At 70.3% G+C, this 22,591-nt stretch carries 24 protein-coding genes; 8 read left to right on the top strand and 16 right to left on the bottom strand.

Features of this window, described 5'->3' with window-relative positions; genetic code table 11:
* The first annotated feature begins 254 nt into the window (after positions 1-254).
* Positions 255-1,283, top strand: a complete 1,029-nt coding sequence (locus tag ACH4NX_RS13250) for an LLM class flavin-dependent oxidoreductase (RefSeq protein WP_351390225.1) — start codon at positions 255-257, stop codon at positions 1,281-1,283.
* A 78-nt stretch (positions 1,284-1,361) separates the two neighbouring features.
* On the opposite strand, the gene ACH4NX_RS13245 is transcribed toward ACH4NX_RS13250, so the two are convergent.
* Entirely contained in the window at positions 1,362-1,754 is a 393-nt protein-coding gene (locus ACH4NX_RS13245) for an SCO5389 family protein (protein WP_230070388.1), read from the bottom strand.
* A gap of 281 nt (positions 1,755-2,035) precedes the next feature.
* Here ACH4NX_RS13245 and nucS point away from each other — a divergent pair, with 281 nt between their 5' ends.
* Positions 2,036-2,707, top strand: coding sequence for an endonuclease NucS (gene nucS / locus ACH4NX_RS13240; protein WP_053137172.1), 672 nt, complete (start codon positions 2,036-2,038; stop codon positions 2,705-2,707).
* A 91-nt stretch (positions 2,708-2,798) separates the two neighbouring features.
* Here nucS and ACH4NX_RS13235 read toward each other — a convergent pair whose 3' ends face one another.
* The 3 genes from ACH4NX_RS13235 to ACH4NX_RS13225 form a co-directional block, all read right to left on the bottom strand.
* Positions 2,799-5,465 (bottom strand): ATP-binding protein, encoded by a 2,667-nt coding sequence (locus ACH4NX_RS13235; RefSeq protein ID WP_398128807.1) that lies wholly within the window; start codon positions 5,463-5,465, stop codon positions 2,799-2,801.
* Positions 5,466-5,777: 312 nt separating this feature from the next.
* Positions 5,778-6,101: an STAS domain-containing protein gene (locus ACH4NX_RS13230; protein ID WP_279561763.1), complete on the bottom strand. Its 324-nt coding sequence runs from the start codon at positions 6,099-6,101 to the stop codon at positions 5,778-5,780.
* 192 nt (positions 6,102-6,293) lie between these two features.
* A complete protein-coding gene (locus ACH4NX_RS13225; RefSeq protein WP_398128808.1) occupies positions 6,294-7,142 on the bottom strand; it encodes a 3-hydroxyacyl-CoA dehydrogenase family protein in 849 nt (282 codons plus the stop codon).
* Between the two features lie 300 nt (positions 7,143-7,442).
* Here ACH4NX_RS13225 and ACH4NX_RS13220 point away from each other — a divergent pair, with 300 nt between their 5' ends.
* Both ACH4NX_RS13220 and ACH4NX_RS13215 read left to right on the top strand, forming a co-directional pair.
* Complete coding sequence (locus tag ACH4NX_RS13220; protein WP_398128809.1) at positions 7,443-7,646, top strand: hypothetical protein; 204 nt, start codon at positions 7,443-7,445, stop codon at positions 7,644-7,646.
* 4 nt (positions 7,647-7,650) lie between these two features.
* Positions 7,651-8,223, top strand: a complete 573-nt coding sequence (locus tag ACH4NX_RS13215; RefSeq protein WP_351390232.1) for a cob(I)yrinic acid a,c-diamide adenosyltransferase — start codon at positions 7,651-7,653, stop codon at positions 8,221-8,223.
* Here the strand turns inward: ACH4NX_RS13215 and ACH4NX_RS13210 are convergent.
* The gene (locus ACH4NX_RS13210; protein ID WP_351390234.1) at positions 8,220-8,414 is read right to left on the bottom strand and encodes a DUF5708 family protein; all 195 of its coding nucleotides are present in this window, start codon (positions 8,412-8,414) and stop codon (positions 8,220-8,222) included. The genes ACH4NX_RS13215 and ACH4NX_RS13210 overlap by 4 nt on opposite strands.
* On the bottom strand, positions 8,411-8,998 hold the full coding sequence (locus ACH4NX_RS13205) for a hypothetical protein (protein WP_398128810.1): 588 nt from the start codon (positions 8,996-8,998) through the stop codon (positions 8,411-8,413). The genes ACH4NX_RS13210 and ACH4NX_RS13205 overlap by 4 nt, the downstream gene beginning before the upstream one ends.
* Before the next feature lie 152 nt (positions 8,999-9,150).
* Here ACH4NX_RS13205 and ACH4NX_RS13200 point away from each other — a divergent pair, with 152 nt between their 5' ends.
* Together ACH4NX_RS13200 and ACH4NX_RS13195 are read left to right on the top strand one after the other, a co-directional pair.
* Entirely contained in the window at positions 9,151-10,347 is a 1,197-nt protein-coding gene (locus ACH4NX_RS13200; RefSeq protein WP_351390238.1) for a histidine kinase, read from the top strand.
* Positions 10,344-10,985: a response regulator transcription factor gene (locus tag ACH4NX_RS13195; RefSeq protein ID WP_351390240.1), complete on the top strand. Its 642-nt coding sequence runs from the start codon at positions 10,344-10,346 to the stop codon at positions 10,983-10,985. The genes ACH4NX_RS13200 and ACH4NX_RS13195 overlap by 4 nt, the downstream gene beginning before the upstream one ends.
* Positions 10,986-11,180: 195 nt before the next feature.
* Here ACH4NX_RS13195 and ACH4NX_RS13190 read toward each other — a convergent pair whose 3' ends face one another.
* A complete protein-coding gene (locus ACH4NX_RS13190; protein ID WP_398128811.1) occupies positions 11,181-11,465 on the bottom strand; it encodes a hypothetical protein in 285 nt (94 codons plus the stop codon).
* Between the two features lie 780 nt (positions 11,466-12,245).
* Here ACH4NX_RS13190 and ACH4NX_RS13185 point away from each other — a divergent pair.
* Positions 12,246-12,563 carry a hypothetical protein gene (locus tag ACH4NX_RS13185; protein ID WP_398128812.1) on the top strand — a complete coding sequence of 106 codons (318 nt, stop codon included), beginning with the start codon at positions 12,246-12,248 and terminating at the stop codon, positions 12,561-12,563.
* Between the two features lie 282 nt (positions 12,564-12,845).
* Entirely contained in the window at positions 12,846-14,672 is a 1,827-nt protein-coding gene (locus ACH4NX_RS13180; protein ID WP_398128813.1) for a glycosyl hydrolase family 18 protein, read from the top strand.
* A 64-nt stretch (positions 14,673-14,736) separates the two neighbouring features.
* Here ACH4NX_RS13180 and ACH4NX_RS13175 read toward each other — a convergent pair whose 3' ends face one another.
* The 9 genes from ACH4NX_RS13175 to atpB form a co-directional block, all read right to left on the bottom strand.
* Positions 14,737-15,183 carry a DUF2550 domain-containing protein gene (locus ACH4NX_RS13175; protein ID WP_345594866.1) on the bottom strand — a complete coding sequence of 149 codons (447 nt, stop codon included), beginning with the start codon at positions 15,181-15,183 and terminating at the stop codon, positions 14,737-14,739.
* 142 nt (positions 15,184-15,325) lie between these two features.
* Positions 15,326-15,700 carry a F0F1 ATP synthase subunit epsilon gene (locus ACH4NX_RS13170; protein ID WP_279561749.1) on the bottom strand — a complete coding sequence of 125 codons (375 nt, stop codon included), beginning with the start codon at positions 15,698-15,700 and terminating at the stop codon, positions 15,326-15,328.
* A 131-nt stretch (positions 15,701-15,831) separates the two neighbouring features.
* On the bottom strand, positions 15,832-17,280 hold the full coding sequence (atpD, locus tag ACH4NX_RS13165) for a F0F1 ATP synthase subunit beta (RefSeq protein WP_351390249.1): 1,449 nt from the start codon (positions 17,278-17,280) through the stop codon (positions 15,832-15,834).
* Positions 17,280-18,197, bottom strand: coding sequence for a F0F1 ATP synthase subunit gamma (locus ACH4NX_RS13160; RefSeq protein ID WP_398128814.1), 918 nt, complete (start codon positions 18,195-18,197; stop codon positions 17,280-17,282). The genes atpD and ACH4NX_RS13160 overlap by 1 nt, the downstream gene beginning before the upstream one ends.
* A gap of 21 nt (positions 18,198-18,218) precedes the next feature.
* Positions 18,219-19,808: a F0F1 ATP synthase subunit alpha gene (gene atpA / locus ACH4NX_RS13155; protein ID WP_279561746.1), complete on the bottom strand. Its 1,590-nt coding sequence runs from the start codon at positions 19,806-19,808 to the stop codon at positions 18,219-18,221.
* A gap of 125 nt (positions 19,809-19,933) precedes the next feature.
* Positions 19,934-20,749 carry a F0F1 ATP synthase subunit delta gene (locus ACH4NX_RS13150; RefSeq protein ID WP_351390253.1) on the bottom strand — a complete coding sequence of 272 codons (816 nt, stop codon included), beginning with the start codon at positions 20,747-20,749 and terminating at the stop codon, positions 19,934-19,936.
* Positions 20,746-21,291, bottom strand: coding sequence for a F0F1 ATP synthase subunit B (locus ACH4NX_RS13145; protein WP_351390255.1), 546 nt, complete (start codon positions 21,289-21,291; stop codon positions 20,746-20,748). The genes ACH4NX_RS13150 and ACH4NX_RS13145 overlap by 4 nt, the downstream gene beginning before the upstream one ends.
* A 44-nt stretch (positions 21,292-21,335) precedes the next feature.
* Positions 21,336-21,566 (bottom strand): ATP synthase F0 subunit C, encoded by a 231-nt coding sequence (gene atpE / locus ACH4NX_RS13140; RefSeq protein WP_004983330.1) that lies wholly within the window; start codon positions 21,564-21,566, stop codon positions 21,336-21,338.
* A 72-nt stretch (positions 21,567-21,638) separates the two neighbouring features.
* Entirely contained in the window at positions 21,639-22,460 is an 822-nt protein-coding gene (gene atpB, locus ACH4NX_RS13135; protein ID WP_351390257.1) for a F0F1 ATP synthase subunit A, read from the bottom strand.
* Positions 22,461-22,591 lie beyond the last annotated feature (131 nt).

The raw sequence follows: 22,591 nt of genomic DNA, 5'->3' as shown, positions 1-22,591 counted from the left end.
GGGATGCGGGCGGCGTCCAGCCTACGCGGCACGGACAGGGGCACGGGTACGCCGCCGACCCCCGCGACTCCCCCCGAAGGGCTCTCGCGGGAGCCGTCGCGGCCCCTTCGCGACAGCCGATACGGCACCGCCACAACGGCCGATTCTGAAGACAATCCGCAAATCCCTCCGCCCGGCCGTGTCCTCGGCACGTGTCAGACGGTTATGCCCTGTGGGGGAGCTCCGTGTCGGAGCCGAGGAAGCAGGAAAAGGCAATGCGCGTAGGAAGTTTCGTGTTGGGTGCCCAGTTCCCGGGCCAGGGCCAGGGAGAGGCGCTGCACCGCGCGGTCCGCTCGGCCGAGGTGGCCGAGGAGGCGGGGCTCGACACGGTCTGGCTGGCCGAACACCACTTCGTGCCGTACGGCACCTGTCCGTCGGCCGTCACGCTGGCCGCGCTGCTGCTGGGCCGCACCCGTCGCATCCGGGTCGGCACCGCGGTCAGCGTACTGCCCACCGCCCACCCCGTGGCGCTCGGCGAGCAGGCCGCGCTGCTGCACGTCACGAGCGGCGGCCGGTTCTCGCTGGGCGTGGGGCGGGGCGGCCCGTGGGTGGACCTGGAGGTGTTCGGCGCGGGCCTGGAGGCGTACGAGAAGGGCTTTCCGGAGTCACTCGATCTGCTGGTGCGCTGGCTGCGCGAACCGTCCGTCGGCGCCTTCGGCGAACGCTTCCGGTTCCGTGAGGTGCCCGTCGTCCCGCGCCCCTCCGAATCCCTGACGGAGGGCCCGGGACCGGAGGTCGTCGTCGCCTGCACCTCCCCGGCGAGCGTGCGCACGGCGGCCGAGCGGGGGCTGCCGATGCTGCTCGGGATGCACGTCGGGGACGAGGAGAAGGCCGAGATGGTGGCCCTGTGGCGCAGGCACGCCCGTGCGGCCCGGCGGCCGGCGGCGGAGATCGACCACGCGGGCCACGTGTCGGCCGGCGTCTGCCAGATCGCGGACCGCCGCACGGACGCGGCGGAGACCCTGCTCAAAGCCATGCCGGGCTGGCTTCGGCAGGGACTCGACGCCCATGTCACGGTGGACGACCGCGCCCGGCAGATGCGCGACCCGCACGCCTACACCGAACTGCTCTGCGGACTGCACCCGGTGGGCCCGCCCCGGCTGTGCGCGGACCGGCTCGCGGCGACCGGCGAGCGGACCGGCATCAACCGCTTCGCCCTGCTCGTCGAGGGGTCCGGAGACCTCGCGGCGACCGAGGAGAACGTACGGCGGCTCGGGACCGAGGTACTCCCCCAGCTCCGCTGAGACGGTGGGCGGGGGACTTGCCGCTCCGGTACGAACTGCACCTCCCTCGTACGGAACGGCAAGCGGACGACCGTCGCGTCAGCAGTCGCGGAACTCGGGCGACTGGTTAAGTACCTGGCTGCGTACCGAGGTGAAACGGGTCAGCTTCTCGTCGACGGAGGAGTCCAACGGGAACACCGCCACCCGGTGGCAGTTCTGGAAGGCCAGCCGCACTCCGAAGTGCCGCTGCAGTGCACCGCGTATGGCGTCACTCGCGAGCGCGCGCAGCAGCTGACCGCGCGCCTGCTCGTCCGGCGGGGGCGTCTGGTTGTCGGCGAACGCGCCGCCGTCGACCTTCAGCTGTGCCACCAGGGCGCTGACCATCTCCCATGCGTAGGGCAGGGAGGTCCGGACGCAGTCGACGAAGGCTGCTTCGTCGACCTCGCCTCGCTCGGCCTGTTCGAGTAGGGCCGGTGAGACGTCGAGCGACATGGGTTCTCCTCTCGCACCCCCGACTGACGGGGGTTGCCGGACAGTTAAGGGAGTGCGCGAATTTTGAACACGCTGCGTACATACCTCGCGACCTCCCGTTCAATACCGTAAGCAACCGATCGTGACCGCACCAGGAGAATGCCTATATGCGCCCCCTCCGGTAGGCAGACAATCGGCCAGTGCGCAAGGTGGGGCCAATGGGAGAAGTGGGGCAGCGTGCGGGGTCGTCCCGGCACGGGCGAATCGCGTCGGGCCGGGCGCGTCGAGTAGCGTTGCCGACCATGCGTCTCGTCATTGCCCGCTGCTCCGTCGACTACGCCGGACGGCTCACCGCCCACCTGCCCTCGGCTCCCCGGCTGATCCTGGTCAAGGCGGACGGCAGCGTCTCGATCCACGCCGACGACCGGGCCTACAAGCCCCTCAACTGGATGTCGCCGCCCTGCACCCTGAAGGAGGGCACGGGCGAGGAGGAGGGCGTCTGGACCGTCGTCAACAAGGCGGGCGAGAAGCTCATCATCACGATGGAGGAGATCCTCCACGACTCCTCGCACGAACTGGGCGTCGATCCCGGCCTGATCAAGGACGGCGTGGAAGCGCACCTCCAGGAGCTGCTCGCCGACCGTATCGAGACACTGGGCGAGGGCTACACCCTCATCCGCCGCGAGTACATGACCGCCATCGGCCCCGTCGACATCCTGTGCCGGGACGCCGAGGGCCGGACCGTCGCGGTCGAGATCAAGCGGCGCGGCGAGATCGACGGCGTGGAGCAGCTCACGCGCTACCTGGAGCTGCTGAACCGCGATCCCCATCTCGCCCCGGTGCGCGGCGTCTTCGCCGCCCAGGAGATCAAGCCGCAGGCCCGCGTCCTCGCCACGGACCGCGGCATCGGCTGCCAGGTGCTGGACTACAACGCCATGCGCGGCATCGAGGACGACAAGCTGCGGCTGTTCTGAGCGGGAGCCTCGTCGCCACACGTGCGGGAGGGCCGGGTCCGTGTGCCGGACCCGGCCCTTTCGCGCTGTTCCTCGCCGTCCCGGCGAACGGTCAGACGAACTGAGCCGCTGATCCGGTCCCGCTCGGTGTCCCGGTGCCCGTCCCGGTGCTCGCGGTGCTGCTCTGCGAGGCCGTCCCGGTGCCGGCGGGGGAGCTTGCGGTAGTGGGCGGTGTGCCGGGGCCGCCGGCGCTGTTGGACGTCTCCGGGGTCGACGGTGGAGGCGTGTTCGTCTCCGTGGGGCTGGGGTCGGGGTCGGGCTCCTCGGACGACGTGCTGGGCTCGGGGTCCGGCTCCGTGTCGGTGGGCTTCGGCGAGGTCGGGTCCGGCGGCGGCTCGTTGGACGTGGGCGGCTTGGACGGCGAGTCCGGGTCGTCCGGCTCGTCCGAGTCGCCCGGGTCCGGCGAGGACGGGTCGTCGGGTTCGCCGGAGTCGCTCGCGTCGTCCGACGGTGAGGCCGAGTCCGTCGGCGTCGGGTCGTCCGACGTACCGAGGGTGCCGTCCGGGCCCGGGTCGGTCGGCCGGGCGGTCGCCCCGCCGGTGTCGCCCTCGCTCTCGCCGTCGTCCTTCGGCCGGTCGGCGCCCAGGCTGCCGTCGTCGACACCCTGGCTGGCCGACGGGTTGACACCGACCTGGTCGGAGGGATCGCCGGCGTCGTTCTCCGACGTGGCGCCGAGGGTCACCACCGTGCCGAGCACGGCGACGAGCAGCGCGCCCGCTCCCGCGGCCACCAGGTTGCGCCGGGCGAAGCCCTTGATGTTCACGCCCGCCTTGTGGGACGGCCCGGTGGACGGGTCCCGGCTGGTGACCAGGGTCGGGGACTGCGGGGGCGGCTGGAGCGGCGGGAAGGGCGCGGGCACGCCCCCGGGCGGCGACGCCGACTCCTCGTTCCGGGCGTCGGGCACCTCCTCCCCCGCGGTCGGGCCGAAGCCGACGGCGCCGAGTCCGGCGGCGGCCCCCGCTCCGCCGAACGCGCCCGCGCCGGTGCCGAGACCGGGGGTGTCCCCGGTCCGGTCGGCGACCAGCGCGAGGGCGCGGCGGCCCGCGACGGCGCCGCGCTTGTCGGACAGCGCGCCGCGCAGCCCGATGGAGGCCTCCAGTTCGGCGCGGGCCCGGTCGAGCTGTCCCTCGCACAGGGCGAGGACGCCGAGTTCGTGGTGGAAGTAGGCCTGTTCGGCGACGTCACCGGCGAGCCGGGAGGCCTCGGTGCCGGAGCGCAGCGCCCGTTCCCAGGCGCTCCAGTGCAGCCCGGCGGCGAACGCGGGCGCCGCGGTGCGGGCCAGCTGGACGGCGGGGCTGTCCTCGTCGTCCGCGGGCGGGGTCGTCGCCGGTGTCAGCACGGCGAGGGCGGCCAGCACGGCGTCGGCCTCGGCGCAGACCCGCTCCGGGGTGACCGAGGGGTGCCCGGCCCACCAGGCGTAGTGCTGGGCGGCGGCCGAGGCGCGTTCCCGTACGTCGTCGGCGTATCCGGCGCTCTCCAGCTGGGTGAGCACCCCGGCGGCGAGCCGGTAGCGGGAGCCGACCGGTGAGAGAAGTCCGCAGTCGGTCAGCTCGCCGAGGGCGGCGTCCGCGTGGGTGTCGCCGATCAGGGCGGGCAGGTGCGCCTGGTGCGGCACCTCGCCGCCGAGCGCGACGGCGAACTCCAGGGTGGCGCGCGCGGAGGCGCTCAGCCGCGAGGCGAGCAGCGGCGCGGGCGCCGCGGCCTCACCGAGGGACGGCAGGGGCACCTCGTCGGCCTCGGCGGCGTCGTAGGGCGTGTCGTCGGCCGGGAGGGCGTCGGCGAAGACGCCGAACTCGTCGACGGCGTCGGCGCCGGCCCGCTGCCGGTCGCGCCGGCGCAGCAGGGCGCCGGCCTGGACGAAGCGCAGCGGCAGGCCCTCGGACTCGAACCAGAGGTCGCCGGCCCAGTTGGCCTCCTCGTCGGTGAGGGTCCGGCCGGCGGCGCGCTCGAGCAGCTCCACGCCGTCCGAGCGGTCCAGTCCGGTGAGGAAGACCTCCTCGACGGCCGAGTCGGCCGAGGGCGCGGGCACGTCCGGGGTCGCGCCGATCAGGAAGGCGCACTCGGGGGTGGCGTCCAGCAGCTCGTCGAGGGCGCTGCCGCCGAACTCGACGTCGTCCAGGACGACGACCGCGCCGACCTCCCGGAGCCGGGCGAGCAGTTCGTCACGCTCCGGGCGGTGCAGGGGCGCGCGGTGGACGGCGTAGAAGAGGTCGTGGAGCAGGTCGCCCACCGTGCGGTGGAAGCCGCTGAGCCGGACGACTCCGTCGGGCGCGAGGCCCGCGCAGTCCTCGGCGACGACGTCGAGGAGGCTGGTGCGGCCGGAGCCGGCGGGGCCGGTGAGGCGGACGGAACGGCCGCGGGCGAGCAGCCGCACCAGGCGTTCGCGCTCGTCCTCGCGGGCCAGCAGGCCCAGCACGGTCCGGACGGGTCCCGGTGGGACGGGCGGCCTCGCGGCGCGCTCCGCCTCGGCCCGTTCGGCCGCGGTGAGCTTCTCGGGCCGGGCGGGCCGCTCCGCGGGCGGGCAGACCTCGATCTCGCTGCCGTCGACGGGGTTGACGGTGAGCAGGAAGTCGCCGGACACGAGCTGCACCGTGCGGGCGAGCGCGGGTGTGTGCTGTCCGAAGTCGGAGGTGAGGGGGTCCCTGGGCGGGCGTGGGCGCGGCGCCTGGTGGTCGCCGTCTCGGCCGTGCTCCTCGGGTCCCCGGTTGTTCGGGTCCATAGGTTCAAGCCCCCCAAAAGCGTCGTGTGCGGGCCCGGGTCGGGACCACCCCTCCCGGCCTTGCCGCACACCGCGCTGTCGCTTCTGGTCCGGTCCCGCCAGTGGGTCACAAAGTGGCGGGCAGCCAGACCCTAAACCTTCGCTCAGTATCTCCGACAGTCCGGGGTGCCGACCCGTCCAAGACGTCACAGTCTCGTGAGGATTGCGTGTGTCGGGTGCTTGTCGGGCGGTTCGCCGAGTGGTGTCCGGGTCTCCCCGGCCCACCGGGCCACACCGGCCCGTGGCGTCACAGCCTCACGTCACACCCTGACGTCACACCCTGGGCAGGGTCTCCACGCCGATGCCGCCCTCAATGGCCAGGATCCGGTGCAGCCGGGTGGCCACCAGCAGGCGCTGCATCTGCGGCGGCACGCCGCGCAGCACCAGCCGCCGTCCGCAGCGGCCGGCCCGTCGGTGGGCCCCCATGATCACGCCGAGTCCGGTGGCGTCCCAGGAGTCCAGTTCGGTCAGGTCCAGCACCAGGTCGCCGACTCCGTCGTCGACGGCCGAGTGCAGGACCGTACGGGCGTCCGCCGCGCTGCGGACGTCGAGGCGGCCCCCGACGACCAGCTCGACGTGGTCGCCCCTGATGTGCATATGCGCTCCCCGGCGTGCGTCTTTGTCGTCTCTTCGTCTTCGCGGTGATTCTTCGTGGTACTTCGTGTGGTCTCTCGGCGATATCAGGTGTCACAACCTCTGACTGGCCGAAACGATCGGAGGTTGCTACCTGTAAGCGAACCGATACCGAATTCACCCCGGCGTGTGACGTTCGCCGGGGCTGACGCGACCTCAGTGCTTGTAGAAGCCCTGCCCGCTCTTGCGGCCGATGTCACCGGCGTCCACCATCCGGCGCATCAGCTCCGGCGGGGCGAACTTCTCGTCCTGGGACTCGGTGTAGATGTTGCCCGTGGCGTGCAGCAGGATGTCGACGCCCGTCAGGTCGGCGGTGGCCAGCGGTCCCATGGCGTGGCCGAAGCCCAACTGGCAGGCGAGGTCGATGTCCTCGGCGGTGGCGACGCCCGACTCGTACAGCTTCGCGGCCTCGACGACGAGGGCGGAGATGAGGCGGGTGGTCACGAAGCCGGCGACGTCGCGGTTGACGACGATGCAGGTCTTGCCGGTGGACTCGGCGAACTCCCGTGCGGTGGCGAGCGTTTCGTCGCTGGTCTTGTAGCCGCGCACCAGCTCGCACAGCCGCATCATCGGAACCGGCGAGAAGAAGTGTGCGCCGACCACCCGCTCCGGGCGGTCGGTCACGGCCGCGATCTTGGTGATCGGGATGGCGGAGGTGTTGGACGCGAGGATCGCCTCGTCCTTCACCAGCTTGTCGAGCGCGCGGAAGATCTCGTGCTTGACTTCCAGCTTCTCGAAGACGGCCTCGACGACGACGTCCGCGTCGGCGACGGCGTCCAGGTCGGTGGTGGCGGTGACGCGCGCCAGGGCGGCCTCGGCGTCGTCGGCGGCGAGCTTCCCCTTCGCCACGAACCTGTCGTACGAGGCCCGGATGCCGTCGGTGCCACGGCGGAGCGCTTCGTCGGTGACGTCGCGCAGGACGACGTCCCAGCCCGCCTGGGCGGAGACCTGGGCGATTCCGGACCCCATGAGACCGGCTCCGATGACGGCGAGCTTCCGTGCCACTGTGCGACTCCCCTGATGCAGGCTTTCCTCGAGGGCCTGCCCGGCCCTGTCTTCTCGGCCGGAGATTATCGGGAGTGAGGGGCTGTGTGACCGGTTAGTAACGCGCGTCACGTCTCAAATGACGGACATCACACCCACGTGTGCCATCCGGGTGTCACCCCGCGCCCCGTACGGCGTAGTTGAGCGCCTTCTCGCTCAACCGCTCCTCCGTCTCGCCCAGCAGCAGGAGCACGTCCCGGGAGACTCCGACGGCTTCCCCCCGGCGGCCATGCGCTGTCCGACGGCCCCGAGGACCGTGCCGTGCGGCCAGTTGAGCTGACCGGCCGTCAGGGCGGGTGTCATGTCGCCCTGCGCGCCGCCGGTCTCCTGGCGCGGCACGGCCCGCGCCGCCGACTCCCGACGGCGCACATGCCGTACGGCGTCCTGGCCGCCGTCGCCTTCACCGCGCCGGCCGTGACGGCGGGCACACGTGTCCTCCGCACCGCCGGGGCCTCACTACGCTGACCCCATGGTCAACCTGACGCGCATCTACACCCGGACCGGCGACCAGGGCACCACCGCCCTCGGTGACATGAGCCGGGTCCCCAAGACCGACCTCCGCATCTCCGCGTACGCCGACGCCAACGAGGCCAACGCGGTGCTCGGCACGGCGATCGCCCTGGGCGGCCTGCACGAGGAGGTCGTCAAGGTCCTCGTCCGCGTCCAGAACGACCTGTTCGACGTGGGCGCCGACCTGTCCACGCCGGTGGTGGAGAAGCCCGAGTTCCCGCCCCTGCGGGTCGAGCAGTTCTACGTCGACAAGCTGGAGGCGGACTGCGACCGCTTCCTGGCCGAGGTGGAGAAGCTCCGCTCCTTCATCCTGCCCGGCGGCACGCCCGGCGCGGCCCTGTTGCACCAGGCGTGCACGGTGGTCCGCCGGGCCGAGCGCTCGACGTGGGCGGCGCTGGAGGTCCACGGCGAGGCGATGAACCCGCTCACCGCGACCTACCTGAACCGCCTCTCCGACCTGCTCTTCATCCTGGCCCGCGTGGCCAACAAGGAGATCGGCGACGTGCTGTGGGTGCCGGGCGGGGAGCGCTAGCCGGCCGGCCGGCGCGCCGACCGGATCAGACCCCACACGGTCTGCGCGCCGCCGACGCACATCATCACGAGGCCGGCCTTCGGCAGGTCGACGACGGGGACGTCCACGTCGCCCGCGAACAGCCAGAGGGCGAGGCCGGCCACGAGGGTGGCCCCGCCCTCCCACAGATTGCGCTCCGGCAGATACCTCACCTGCGCGCGCCTTCCTTCTCCGCCTGCCGCTCGGCCGTGACCTCCGGCGTCCCGGCCGGGTCCTTCTTCGGCCAGATCAGGTAGCCGAGCGCCACCAGGCCGTGGATCGCGGCCACCCTGACGGCCACCCACTGGAAGGCCCGCAGGGACGACACGTCCCCGTCACCGACGTACCAGACCGCGCCCTGGAGCAGCGCCCAGGCCACGGCCGCGCCCAGCAGCGTGCGCACCCACAGCCGGCCCTCGTGCCGTGCCCGGGCCTTGCCGTAGCGCGGCGGCTTGACCGGCGGCGGGCCGCCGGCCAGACGGTGGGCGGCGTGGCCGTCGAGCCAGCGGATCGTGTAGTGGCCGTACGCGACCGTGTAGCCGATGTACAGCGCCGCCAGGCCGTGCTCCCAGCCCGGCTCGGCACCGTTCCTCAGGTCGATCGCCGTCACGGCGAACAGCACCAGTTCCAGGACGGGCTCGCACAGCAGCAGGAACACGCTGGTGCGGCGCCACTTCAACAGGTAGCGGGCGGCCAGTCCGAGCGCCAGCAGCACCCAGAAGCCGACCTCGCAGGCGATGATCAACGCGACGACCATGACGTACTCCCTTCGTTCACCCTTCCAGGTTCCCGTGGGAATCCGCCGCGTTCGTCGTCGCCGGTGACGAACCTCCGGTACATCGAAAGATGCAGTACCGGACCGTCCCCCGGGATCAGGCGAGCGCGACCCGGGCCGTGTTGGATGGTGGCATGGCCGTACCGCTCCCCCGCCCGTGCCGCTTCGACGTGTACGCCGCGTCGGCGGGTCTGCTGGGCGGGCTGCTGCTGTGGGGCATCGGGCTGGGCGTACGGTCCGCCGACGACCCGATCGTGCCGTTCGACGGCCGCTGGCCGCTGCTGGTCCCGCTCGCCGTCATGGCCGGCTGCGAGCTGCTGCGCCGCGCCGCGCCGCGCGCCGGGCTGCTGATCGGCACCGCCGCGCTGATCGCGGACACGCTCACGCAGGGCAGCCTGGTCACGCTGATCATGTACACCGACGTGATGTACGCCGCCGTCCTGTACGGTCCGCCCGCCTTCGCCCGCCGCATCCCGTGGATCACCGGGCTGCTCACCGTGGCCGCGACGCTGGTGCCGTTCGCCGTGTGGCGGGTGCCCGAGGTGCTGCTCATCGGAGTCGCCGTCGCCTTCGTCGCGTTCGCGCCCGCCTCGACGGGGCTGATCGTGCGCAACCACCGCGAGGCCGCCGACGCAGCCCTGCTGCGCGCCGAGCAGACCGCGCTGCTCGCGGAGATGGACCGGGTGCAGGCGGTGACCGCCGAGCGCGCCCGGATGGCCCGCGAGTTGCACGACATGGTCGCCAACCACCTCTCCGCGATCGCCATCCACTCCACGGCCGCGCTCTCCCTGGACGATCCGGCGACGACCCGGCGGGCACTCGGCGTCATCCGCGAGAACAGTGTCGAGGGGCTGGCCGAGATGCGCCGGCTGATCGGCATCCTGCGGGACGACGTCGGCGACAAGGAGCCGGCCGCCGCCCCCACGCTCGACGGCCTCGACGCGCTGGTGGGCGGCGCCCGCGCCAACGGACTCGACGTCGTCCTGGAGACCGTGTCCGGCGAAGGGCTGCCGGCACCGGTCGAGCTGGCCGCGTACCGGATCGTGCAGGAGTCGCTCACCAACGCCCTCAAGCACGCTTCACCGGGGACGGTACGGGTCGGGATCACCCGGCGCGACGACGTCCTGTGCGTCCGGGTGACCAGCCCGTACGGCGAGCGGGAGGCGCCCCGCGCGCCCGGTTCCGGTGCCGGTCTGGTCGGCATGCGGGAGCGGGTCGCGCTGCTGCACGGCACCTTCGAGGCCGGGCCGGTGGCGGACCCCGACTCGGCGGGCGGCAAGATCTGGTGCGTACGCGCCGCCCTGCCCCTGACCGAAGGAGACCTGCCATGATCCGCGTCCTCGTCGCCGAGGACCAGTCCGCCGTCCGGGCGGGACTGGTGCTGATCCTGGGCAGCGCACCGGACATCGAGGTCGTCGGGGAGGCCGCGGACGGCGAGCAGGCGGTGGCGCTGGCCCGGGAACTGCGGCCCGACCTGGTGCTGATGGACGTCCAGATGCCACGTCTGGACGGGGTGTCGGCGACCCGGCTGGTGGTCGCCGAGCAGCTCGCCGACGTGCTGGTGCTGACCACCTTCGACCTGGACGAGTACGTGTTCGGGGCGCTGCGGGCGGGGGCCGCCGGCTTCCTGCTGAAGAACACGGAGGCGAAGGACCTCCTCGCGGCCGTGCGCACGGTGGCGGGCGGCGAGGGGATCGTCGCCCCGGCCGTCACCCGGCGGCTGATCGCCGAGTTCGCCGCGAAGCCGGTCCGGGAACCGGCCGCCGATCCGGCGGTGCTGGGTGGCCTCACCCGTCGCGAGCGTGAGGTCCTGTCCTGCCTCGGCGAGGGGCTGTCCAACGCGGCGATCGCCGAGCGGCTGGACATGGCCGAGGCCACGGTGAAGACACACGTCAGCCGGCTGCTGGGGAAGCTGGAGCTGCGCAGCCGGGTACAAGCGGCGGTTCTGGCGCAGGAGTTGGGCGTCTAGGGCCTGTGGGACAGGCCCTGGAGGGACGGCGGGCCCCGGCGCCCGCGCCGATCGGGTCACCGGCCGGGCCCCGGGCACAGGAAAGTGGCCCCCGAAGTGAAACGGGGGCCGCTGGTGAAGACAAGCAACCAGTCGCCTCTGGGCCGGGCCGGGAAAGCTGTCAGCGACGGCTCGCCCGGCCACCGGTCAGCGGTACTAGTCCTTCTTGACGAAGAAGGCGGCCTCGGCGCTGTTGTCGCTCTCGTCGACGATGGTGAGCTCCTTCTCCTCCTCCTCCTTGTTGTTCTCGGAGCAGTCGATGTTGTTGTTGGCCGACGACAGGATCGGGATGTCGATGACCTCGACGACGTCGCAGCTGAGGACCTGCGAGTTGTTCTCGAACTTCGAGGTGTCGTCGTCGGCGGCAGCGGCCGTGCCGGCGGCACCGCCGGCCATGACCAGCGCGGTGACGGTGCAGGCGAGCGCCTTCTTGAGAGCCATGCGGGTTTCCTCCTGAGTGGGGTGTGTGATCACCGAAGGCATGCGCCCATGTGATGGACCGCACACAATCGGCGGGGTGCGCCGGACTCGGACTTTCACAGCCGGGCTTGACTGCGTTTCCGTTCGGCTATCAATGCAACGAATCCATACCCCGCGGGTTCTGCTCCAACGGAGTGAATTGCGGTCCGCGGGCGGCGGACGCGACCTCCCGCCGACACCATCGGGCTACCAGTTCTCGCATTTCTTTGCCTTCGCCTGCACGCTCAGTATTGTTCGGCGGCAGGCAACTGCGGCCGATGAGGACTTCATGTCCTGCGCAGGTGCCACAGACCCCGTTCCCGACTCAGACAGGACCCGAGGAATGTTGAGCACTCGTCTGGCCGTTCTCTCGCTGTGCACGGTGCCCCTGGCAGCCCTGCAGGCCGGAGCCGCTCACGCGGGAGAGGAAGGCGCGAGGTACGTGAACAACACACAGATCCTCTCCTGCGTGAACATCGAAGTCCTCGACCTTCCGATCGCATCGGTTTCGGGCACTACGATCGACTGTTCCGATCATCATGAGGAAACGTCGACCACATCCCGGACCCACGAATAGCGGCTTCACTCCGTCGGAGCAACACCCGCCGGTCCGCGACTTCGTTCATTGGGTAGTCGCGTTCGGAAAGTGCTGCCGGAGTACGGATTGGCAGCCGCTGGACGCGGTCACCGCCGAGCGCGGGCGATGCCCTCAATTAATTCGCCTGCCTCTAGTTCGACAGACCCCCTCAGGAGGAAATCCGCATGGCTCTCAAGAAGGCGCTCGCCTGCACCGTCACCGCGCTGGTCATGGCCGGCGGTGCCGCCGGCACGGCCGCTGCCGCCGACGACGACACCTCGAAGTTCGAGAACAACTCCCAGGTCCTCAGCTGCCTGGCGCTCGAAGTGATCGACATCCCGATCCTGTCGTCGGCCAACAACAACATCGACTGCTCCGAGAACAACAAGGAGGAGGAGGAGACCGAGATCACCGTCGTCGACGAGGACGACAACAGCGCCAGGGCCAACTTCCTCCTCGCGGACGAGGGCGGGTCCGAGGACCGGCACCACGAGTACCGCTGAGTCGACCACCGGGCAGGCCGTCCCCACCGACGGCTCCACCTGACCGCGGCACCGACAGGTGCCCCGGTCGACCCGGTACTCGCTGATCGCAGGTCAAGCGGCTCCCAGGCATCAACGCCCGGGGGCCGCTTCGCCGTTCACGGAGGCGGTGGGGAGCAGCCCCGCGTCGGAACAGTGGTCCAGACCTATTGACCTATGGTCCAGACCTTTCTATTCTCGCGGCACTGCGAGCATGAGGCTCAGTCATGCTCACAACAACGACTCCCCATAAGGAGGCGCATCATGCGCTTCAGACACAGAGCCGCGGCACTCGTCGCGACCCTGGCGCTCCCCATGGCCGGGCTGGTGGGACTCGCGAGTCCGGCACAGGCGGCCACGAGCGCGACGGCCACCTTCGCCAAGACCTCGGACTGGGGCACCGGCTTCGGCGGCAAGTGGACGGTGAAGAACACCGGCACCACCACCATCAACTCCTGGAACGTCGAGTGGGACTTCCCCTCCGGCACCAAGGTCACCTCCGCCTGGGACGCCACGGTCACCAACTCCGGTGACCACTGGAGTGCCAAGAACGTCGGCTGGAACGGCACCCTCGCCCCCGGGGCGACCGTCACCTTCGGCTTCAACGGCAGCGGCCCCGGCTCCCCGTCCAACTGCAAGCTCAACGGCGGCAGCTGCGACGGCACCTCCGTCCCCGGCGACGAGGCCCCCTCCGCCCCGGGCACACCCACCGCCTCCGGTGTCACCGACACCTCGGCGAAGCTGTCCTGGGCGGCGGCGACCGACGACAAGGGCGTCAAGAACTACGACGTCCTGCGCGACGGCGCCAAGGTCGCCACCGTGACCGGCACCTCCTACACGGACAACGGCCTCACCAAGGGCACCGACTACTCCTACACCGTCCAGGCCCGGGACGCCGCCGACCAGACCGGTCCGGTCAGCGGCGCGGTGAAGGTCACCACCACCGGCGGCGACGGCGGCGGCAACCCGGGCGGCGGCGAAGAGGTCAAGCTCGGCTACTTCACCAACTGGGGCGTCTACGGGCGCAACTACCACGTCAAGAACCTGGTCACCTCCGGCTCCGCCGAGAAGATCACGCACATCAACTACGCCTTCGGCAACGTCCAGGGCGGCAAGTGCACCATCGGTGACGCCTACGCCGACTACGACAAGGCGTACACCGCCGACCAGTCCGTCGACGGCGTCGCCGACACCTGGGACCAGCCGCTGCGCGGAAACTTCAACCAGCTGCGCAAGCTGAAGGCCGAGTACCCGCACATCAAGGTCATCTGGTCCTTCGGCGGCTGGACCTGGTCCGGCGGCTTCCCCGACGCGGTGAAGAACCCGGCCGCCTTCGCGAAGTCCTGCCACGACCTGGTCGAGGACCCGCGCTGGGCCGACGTCTTCGACGGCATCGACCTCGACTGGGAGTACCCGAACGCCTGCGGTCTCAGCTGTGACGAGACCAGTGCCCCGAACGCCTTCAGCACCATGATGAAGGCCATGCGCGCCGAGTTCGGTGACGACCTGGTCACCGCGGCCACCACCGCCGACGCCTCGGACGGCGGCAAGATCGAGGCCGCCGACTACGGCGAGGCCGCGCAGTACATCGACTGGTACAACGTGATGACGTACGACTTCTTCGGCGCCTGGGCGAAGAACGGTCCGACCGCTCCGCACTCGCCGCTGACCTCGTACGACGGCATCCCGCAGCAGGGCTTCAACTCCGCCGACGCGATCGCCGAGTTCAAGGCGGTGGGCGTGCCGGCCGACAAGCTGCTCCTCGGCATCGGCTTCTACGGCCGCGGCTGGACCGGGGTCACCCAGTCCGCGCCCGGCGGCACGGCGACCGGCCCGGCGGCCGGCACCTACGAGGCGGGCATCGAGGACTACAAGGTCCTCAAGAACAGCTGCCCGGCCACCGGCACCGTCGCCGGCACGGCGTACGCGCACTGCGGCACCAACTGGTGGTCCTACGACACCCCCGCGACCATCACGTCGAAGATGAACTGGGCCGAGCAGCAGGGCCTGGGCGGTGCCTTCTTCTGGGAGTTCAGCGGTGACACCGCGAACGGCGAGCTGGTGAGCGCCATCGACAGCGGTCTGAAGTAGTACCTGGCAAGCCCCAAGCCTCGTCCGCCCTCCCCCGCGCCTCGTTGGGGGAGGGCGGACGAGGTTACGCCACGTTCACCCGCTGTCCGGGCGGGGCCGCCTCGAGCCACGCGAGGAACCCGGTCAGCGCGTCGTCGCTCATCGCCAGCTCGAGCCGCGTGCCCCGGTGGACACAGGCGAGCACGACGGCGTCCGAGAGCAGGGCCAGCTCCTCCTCGCCGTCCGGGACGCGGCGGCCGGCCACCTCGATCGCGGAGCGTTCCAGGACCCGGCGCGGGCGGGGGGAGTACGAGAAGACGCGGTACCACTCGACCCGGTCGCCGTTGTAGCGGGCCACACCGTAGGACCAGCCCTTGCCGCCGGCGTCGCCCTCCGTGGGGGCCTCCCAGCGCAGGGAGCAGTCGAAGGTGCCGCCCGATCGCTGGATCAGCCGGCGGCGCAGGCCGAAGACGAAGAGCGCGATCACCACCAGGGCGACGACAATTCCGCACACAGTCAGAGCGAGGGCCATCGACACCGACCTCCTCGTCTCCTAGGTAACGGAACGGAAAAAACACCCGGATCTGCCTCAGCCGCGGCCGGGTCCGGATCGCTCCGGTCCCAGCCGCGGCTGAGTGACGTCATGGCACGACGCTATCGCACAGTGCTGTGGATCAGCGTCCCGCCGCCGCGCGCAGTCGGACGTCCGCGCGGCGCTCGGAGTGGGTGTCGCCCTCCGCCTTCGCGTGCTCGAGCTCCCGCTCCGCCCGCTGGACGTCGATCTCGTCCGCCAGCTCGGCGATCTCGGCCAGCAGCGACAGCTTGCCGTCCGCGAACGAGATGAAGCCTCCGTGCACAGCGGCGACGACCGTCCCACCGTCACTCGTACGAATGGTCACCGGGCCCGACTCCAGCACACCGAGCAGCGGCTGGTGACCGGGCATGACGCCGATGTCGCCGGACGTGGTGCGCGCGACGACCAGGGTGGCCTCGCCGGACCAGACCTGACGGTCGGCGGCGACCAGCTCGACATGCAGCTCAGCAGCCAAGAGTGGCTCCTCGGGTCACCACCCGGCGGGAGAGCCGGGTGTTGGTTACAAGTCTAATGGGCGTGACGGAGGGGACGGGACGCGCCCGTCCCCTCCGGTGTGAGCCCTGGGGCCCACGATGAGCACGCGGCTCAGGAGACGCCGAGCTCCTTCGCGTTCTTCTTCAGGTCCTCGATGCCACCGCACATGAAGAACGCCTGCTCCGGGAAGTGGTCGTACTCACCGTCGCAGATCGAGTTGAACGCTGCGATCGACTCGTCCAGCGGCACGTCCGAACCGTCCACGCCGGTGAACTGCTTGGCGACGTGGGTGTTCTGGGACAGGAAGCGCTCCACGCGACGGGCACGGTGGACGACGAGCTTGTCCTCCTCGCCGAGCTCGTCGATACCGAGGATCGCGATGATGTCCTGCAGGTCCTTGTACTTCTGCAGGATGTTCTTCACGCGCATCGCGGCCTGGTAGTGGTCCGCCGCGATGTACCGCGGGTCGAGGATGCGGGACGTCGAGTCCAGCGGGTCCACGGCCGGGTAGATGCCCTTCTCGGAGATCGGACGGGAGAGAACCGTCGTCGCGTCGAGGTGGGCGAAGGTGGTGGCCGGGGCCGGGTCGGTCAGGTCGTCCGCGGGGACGTAGATCGCCTGCATCGAGGTGATCGAGTGACCACGGGTCGAGGTGATGCGCTCCTGGAGGAGACCCATCTCGTCGGCCAGGTTCGGCTGGTAGCCCACCGCGGAGGGCATGCGGCCGAGCAGGGTCGAGACCTCGGAACCGGCCTGCGTGAAGCGGAAGATGTTGTCGATGAAGAACAGCACGTCCTGCTTCTGGACGTCACGGAAGTACTCGGCCATGGTCAGGCCGGCCAGCGCGACGCGCAGACGGGTGCCCGGCGGCTCGTCCATCTGGCCGAAGACCAGCGCGGTCTTGTCGATGACGCCGGACTCGCTCATCTCGTCGATGAGGTCGTTGCCCTCACGGGTGCGCTCACCGACACCGGCGAAGACGGAGACACCGTCGTGGTTGTTGGCGACGCGGTAGATCATCTCCTGGATGAGCACCGTCTTGCCGACGCCGGCACCGCCGAACAGACCGATCTTGCCGCCCTTGACGTACGGGGTCAGCAGGTCGATGACCTTGACGCCGGTCTCGAACATCTCGGTCTTCGACTCGAGCTCGTCGAAGTTCGGCGCCTTGCGGTGGATCGGCCAGCGCTCACCGGTGTACTGCTCGTCGACGTTCAGCACCTCACCGAGGGTGTTGAACACCTTGCCCTTGGTGAAGTCGCCGACGGGGACGGAGATGGCCGAACCCGTGTCGGTCACCGCGGCCTGGCGGACCAGGCCGTCGGTGGGCTGCATCGAGATGGTGCGGACCAGGCCGTCACCCAGGTGCTGGGCGACCTCCAGGGTCAGCGTCTTGATCTCGCCCGCCTGCGCCGGGTCGGCGACCTCGACGTGGAGGGCGTTGTAGATCTCCGGCATCGCGTCGACGGGGAACTCCACGTCGACGACCGGGCCGATGACCCGCGCGACGCGGCCGGTGGCCACGCCCGACGCTGCGGTCGGCTCAACAGTGGTGGTCATTAGTTGTCACTCCCCGCGGTCGCGTCGGCCAGTGCGCTCGCGCCACCGACGATCTCGCTGATTTCCTGGGTGATTTCGGCCTGGCGGGCCGCGTTGGCAAGACGGGAGAGCGTGTTGATCAGCTCGCCCGCGTTGTCGGTGGCCGACTTCATCGCGCGCCGCGTGGCGGCGTGCTTGGAAGCGGCCGACTGCAGCAGAGCGTTGTAGATGCGGCTCTCGACGTAGCGCGGCAGCAGAGCGTCGAGGACGTCCTCCGCCGACGGCTCGAAGTCGTACAGCGGAAGGACCTCGTCCTTCGTGGCCGACTCCTGCGCCACCTCTTGGAGGCGCAGGGGCAGCAACCGGGAGTCGACCGCCGTCTGCGTCATCATCGAGACGAACTCGGTGTAGACGATGTGGATCTCGTCCACGCCGCCCTCCGCCGTCTCCTTCTCGATGGCCTCGATCAGCGGCGCCGCGACCTTCTTGGCGTCCGCGTACGAGGGCTCGTCGGTGAAGCCCGCGAACGAATCCGCGACCTTGCGCTCACGGAAGTTGTAGTGGGCGAGACCGCGCCGGCCGACGATGTACGTGTCGACCTGCTGACCCTCGCGCTCGAGGCGCTCGGTCAGCTGCTCCGCGGCCTTGATGGCGTTGGAGTTGAAGGCGCCGGCCAGGCCGCGGTCGCTCGAGAGGAGGAGGACCGCCGCACGAGTCGGGTTGTCCGCCTCCGTGGTCAGCGGGTGCTTGGTGTCCGAACCGCTACCGACCGCCGTCACCGCGCGGGTCAGTTCCTGCGCGTACGGCGTGGAGGCCGCCACCTTGCGCTGCGCCTTGACGACACGCGAGGCGGCGATCATCTCCATCGCCTTGGTGATCTTCTTGGTCGCGGTGACGGATCGGATGCGACGCTTGTAGACCCGGAGCTGGGCTCCCATGAGTCAGGTCCCTTCCTTACGTCACTTGGCGGCGGACGGGGCGTCCTCGCCGAGCAGCTTGCCGTCGCTCGTCTCGAACTGCTTCTTGAACGCCGCGATGGCGTCCCCGATGGCCTGAAGCGTGTCGTCGGACATCTTGCCGCCCTCGCGGATGGAGGTCATCAGGCCCTGCTCCTGGCGGTGCAGGTACTCGAGGAGCTCCTTCTCGAAGCGACGGACGTCGACGACCGGCACCTCGTCCATCCGGCCGGTGGTGCCGGCCCAGACGGAGACGACCTGGTCCTCGGTGGACATCGGCTCGTACTGGTCCTGCTTCAGCAGCTCGACCATCCGCTGACCGCGCTCCAGCTGGGCCTTCGACGCGGCGTCCAGGTCGGAGCCGAAGGCGGCGAACGCCTCCATCTCACGGAACTGGGCGAGGTCCACGCGCAGTCGGCCGGAGACCTGCTTCATCGCCTTGTGCTGGGCGGAACCACCGACTCGGGAGACGGAGATACCCACGTTCAGCGCGGGGCGCTGACCGGCGTTGAACAGGTCCGACTCCAGGAAGCACTGGCCGTCGGTGATGGAGATGACGTTGGTCGGGATGAACGCCGAGACGTCGTTGGCCTTGGTCTCGACGATCGGCAGACCCGTCATCGAACCGGCGCCCTCGGCGTCGGAGAGCTTCGCGCAGCGCTCCAGCAGGCGGGAGTGCAGGTAGAAGACGTCACCCGGGTAGGCCTCGCGGCCCGGCGGACGGCGCAGCAGCAGCGACACGGCGCGGTAGGCGTCGGCCTGCTTCGACAGGTCGTCGAAGATGATCAGGACGTGCTTGCCCTCGTACATCCACTGCTGGCCGATGGCCGAGCCGGTGTACGGCGCCAGGTACTTGAAGCCGGCCGGGTCGGACGCCGGGGCGGCGACGATGGTCGTGTACTCCAGCGCACCGTTCTCCTCCAGCGCGCCGCGGACCGACGCGATGGTCGAGCCCTTCTGGCCGATGGCGACGTAGATGCAGCGGACCTGCTTGTTCGGGTCGCCGGTGCGCCAGTTGTCGCGCTGGTTGATGATCGTGTCGACGGCCAGCGCGGTCTTGCCGGTCTGCCGGTCACCGATGACCAGCTGACGCTGGCCGCGGCCGATCGGGGTCATGGCGTCGACGGCCTTGTAGCCCGTCTCCATCGGCTCGTGCACGGACTTGCGCTGCATGACCGTGGGGGCCTGCAGTTCCAGCGCACGGCGTCCGGACGTCTCGATCTCGCCGAGGCCGTCGATCGGCTTGCCGAGGGGGTCGACCACGCGGCCGAGGTAGCCCTCGCCCACGGCGACCGACAGGACCTCGCCGGTGCGGGTGACCGGCTGGCCCTCCTCGATACCGCTGAACTCACCGAGGACGACGCAACCGATCTCGCGCTCCTCGAGGTTGAGGGCGAGACCGAGGGTGCCGTCCTCGAACTTCAGCAGTTCGTTGGCCATGGCCGACGGAAGACCCTCGACCTTGGCGATGCCGTCGCCGGCAAGGCTGACCGTACCGACCTCCTCGCGCGAGGCCGCGTCCGGCTTGTACGACTGGACGAAGTTCTCCAGCGCGTCCCGGATCTCCTCCGGCCGGATCGTGAGCTCCGCCATCTGAGTTCCCTGCTCTCCTTGTTGGGCCCGAAGTTTCACTTTGGGGGGATGGGGACTCCCCCCTGAAAGAGGTGAATCCTCTGCACGGCCCAACCCGGGCCGTATTCCTGCGTATGCGGTTGGTGCTAGCTCGCCATGCGGCGGGCGGCGTCTTCGAGCCGGTCCGCGAGCGAGCCGTTGATGATCTCGTCGCCGACCCGCACCTGGACTCCGCCGAGGACCTCGGGGTCCACGTCGAGGTTGAGGTGCATCTGGCGCCCGTACAGCTTCGCCAGCGCCGCGCCGAGGCGCCGCTTCTGGGTGTCGCTGAGCGGGACCGCCGAGGTGACGACCGCGACCGTGCGCTCGCGACGCTCGGCGGCGAGCTTGGACAGGGACTCGAGTCCCGTCTCCAGGCTACGTCCCCGGGGCGCGGTGACGAGGCGCGTCACCAGACGCTCGGTGGTGGCCTTGGCCCGGCCGCCGAGCAGGCTGTGCAGCAGCGCCGTCTTGGCCGTCGTGCTCGCGGAGCGGTCGGTCAGCGCGGACCGCAGCCCCGTGTCGGACGCGACGATCCGGCCGAACCGGAACAGCTCGTCCTCGACGTCGTCGAGCGTGCCCGCCTTCTGCGCCGCGGTGAAGTCGGCCATGGCGGCCAGCTCCTCCAGCGTGTCCACCAGGTCGCGGGAGCGCGACCAGCGGGAGCGCACCGTGCCGGCCACCAGGTCGGCGGCGGGACCGCCGACCTGTCCGCCGAGGATGCGTCCGGCCAGTTCGGCCTTGGCGTCGGCGGCCTGCGCCGGGTCGGTGAGGACCCGCCGCAGGCTGACCTCGCGGTCGAGCAGCGCGGTGACGGCGGCCAGCTCGTCGGCGAGCTGCGCGGCGTCCACGGACGTGGAGTCCGTCAGCGCGTCGAGCCGCTCGCGCGCGGCTGCCAGGGCATCGCGGCTCGCTCCGTTCATCGTCCGGCCTCGGCCTTCTCCTCGAGCTGGTCGAGGAAGCGGTCGATCACACGGCTCTGCCGGGCGTGGTCCTCCAGGGACTCGCCGACGAGCTTGCCGGCCAGGTCGGTGGCGAGCTTGCCCACGTCCTGGCGCAGCGCCTGCGAGGCGGCCTTGCGGTCGGCCTCGACCTGCGTGTGTCCGGCGGCGATGATCTCCTCACGCTGCCGCTGGCCTTCCGCGCGCATCTCGGCGATGAGCACGGCGCCCTGCTCCTGCGCCTCCTGGCGCAGACGCGCGGCCTCGTGCCGGGCCTCGGCGAGCTGAGCCTTGTACTGCTCCAGCACGCTCTGGGCCTCGGTCTGAGCGGCCTCGGCCTTCTCGATCCCGCCCTCGATCGCCTCGCGACGCTGCTCCAGAACCTTGTTGATGTTCGGAAGGAGCTTCTTGGCGAGGAAGCCGAAGACGATGACGAAGGCGAGCAGGCCGATGACGAGCTCGGGAATCGGCGGGATGAGGGGGTTCTGCGCCTCCTCGGCCGCGATATGAAGCAGTGGGCTCATATCAGAGTGCCTTTCGTCTAGTGAGCCGGTCGCGGATCAGATGATCACGTGCCGTAGACGAACGGCATGACCAGGCCGATCAGGGCCAGCGCCTCACAGAAGGCGAAGCCGAGGATCTGGTTGGCGCGGATCAGGCCGGCGGCCTCGGGCTGACGGGCGATGGCCTCGGTGCCCTTACCGAAGATGATGCCGACGCCGATGCCGGGGCCGAAGGCGGCGATGCCGTAGCCGATGGAAGCGATCGAGCCGCTGACGGCGGCCAGGGTCTGGGACATGCCAGTTCTTCCTTTTCTTCACGGTTCCGGTGGGGGTGGGCCACCGGACGACTGGGGGCGGGAGCGGGGCGCTCAGTGCTGCTCGGAGAGCGCGCCCTGGATGTAGGTAACGGTCAGCAGGACGAAGACGTACGCCTGCAGGGCCTGGATGAAGAGCTCGAAGCCGGTCATCACGATGACCATCACGAACGAGACGCCCGCGTAGGCGATCCCGATGCCGTTCAGCAGGTACCAGCTGGCGATGGTGAACAGCACCAGCAGGATGTGGCCCGCGAACATGTTCGCGAAGAGTCGCACGGCGTGGGTGAAGGGCCGCACGAGCAGGTTCGAGAAGGCCTCGATCAGCATGACGACCGGAAGCGCGGCACCGAGCGACTTGTCGTAGCCGGTGAAGTTCTTCAGGGCGCCGACGAAGCCGTGCTTCTTGAAGGTCAGCGAGACCCAGACGACGTAGACGAGCAGGGCGAGCACCGCCGGGTAGGCGATGACCGACGTCACCGGGAACTGGGCGAGCGGGATGATCGCCCAGATGTTCATCATCCAGATGAAGAAGAACAGCGCTACGACGAACGGAACGTACTTCTCGCCCTCGCGCTTGCCCATCGTCTCGTAGACGACGCCTCGTCGGATGAAGTCGTAGCCCGCCTCGGCGACCATCTGGAGCTTGCCGGGGACCACCTGGGGCCGGCGGAAGGCCGTCCAGAAGAAGCCGATCACGATGACCGAGCCGAGCAGTGCCAGCAGCATCGTCTTGTTGAAGTACACGTTGCTGTCGCCGTCACCCCACATGGGGTCGAACAGGAACGAGTGCAGCCCGGGAGACGGGAAGCCACAGCCGTCGAAGATGTGGCAGTCGGTCTCGAAGGCGAGCACCTGCGTCGGGTCAGCACTCACCGCGGGCTCCTTCAGCGTGGCGCATGGATTCGGCAACCTCGTGGTGTCGGCGCGGCACGGGGCCGCGGATCGGCACGGGACTGGTGTTACGGGTATGGGGGCGGCTGTGGGGCATCTCGCCTCGCGATGTG

The sequence above is a fragment of the Streptomyces sp. NPDC017225 genome (assembly GCF_044331465.1).
GTDB lineage: Bacteria > Actinomycetota > Actinomycetes > Streptomycetales > Streptomycetaceae > Streptomyces.
This window is presented reverse-complemented; position numbering and strand designations above follow the sequence as displayed.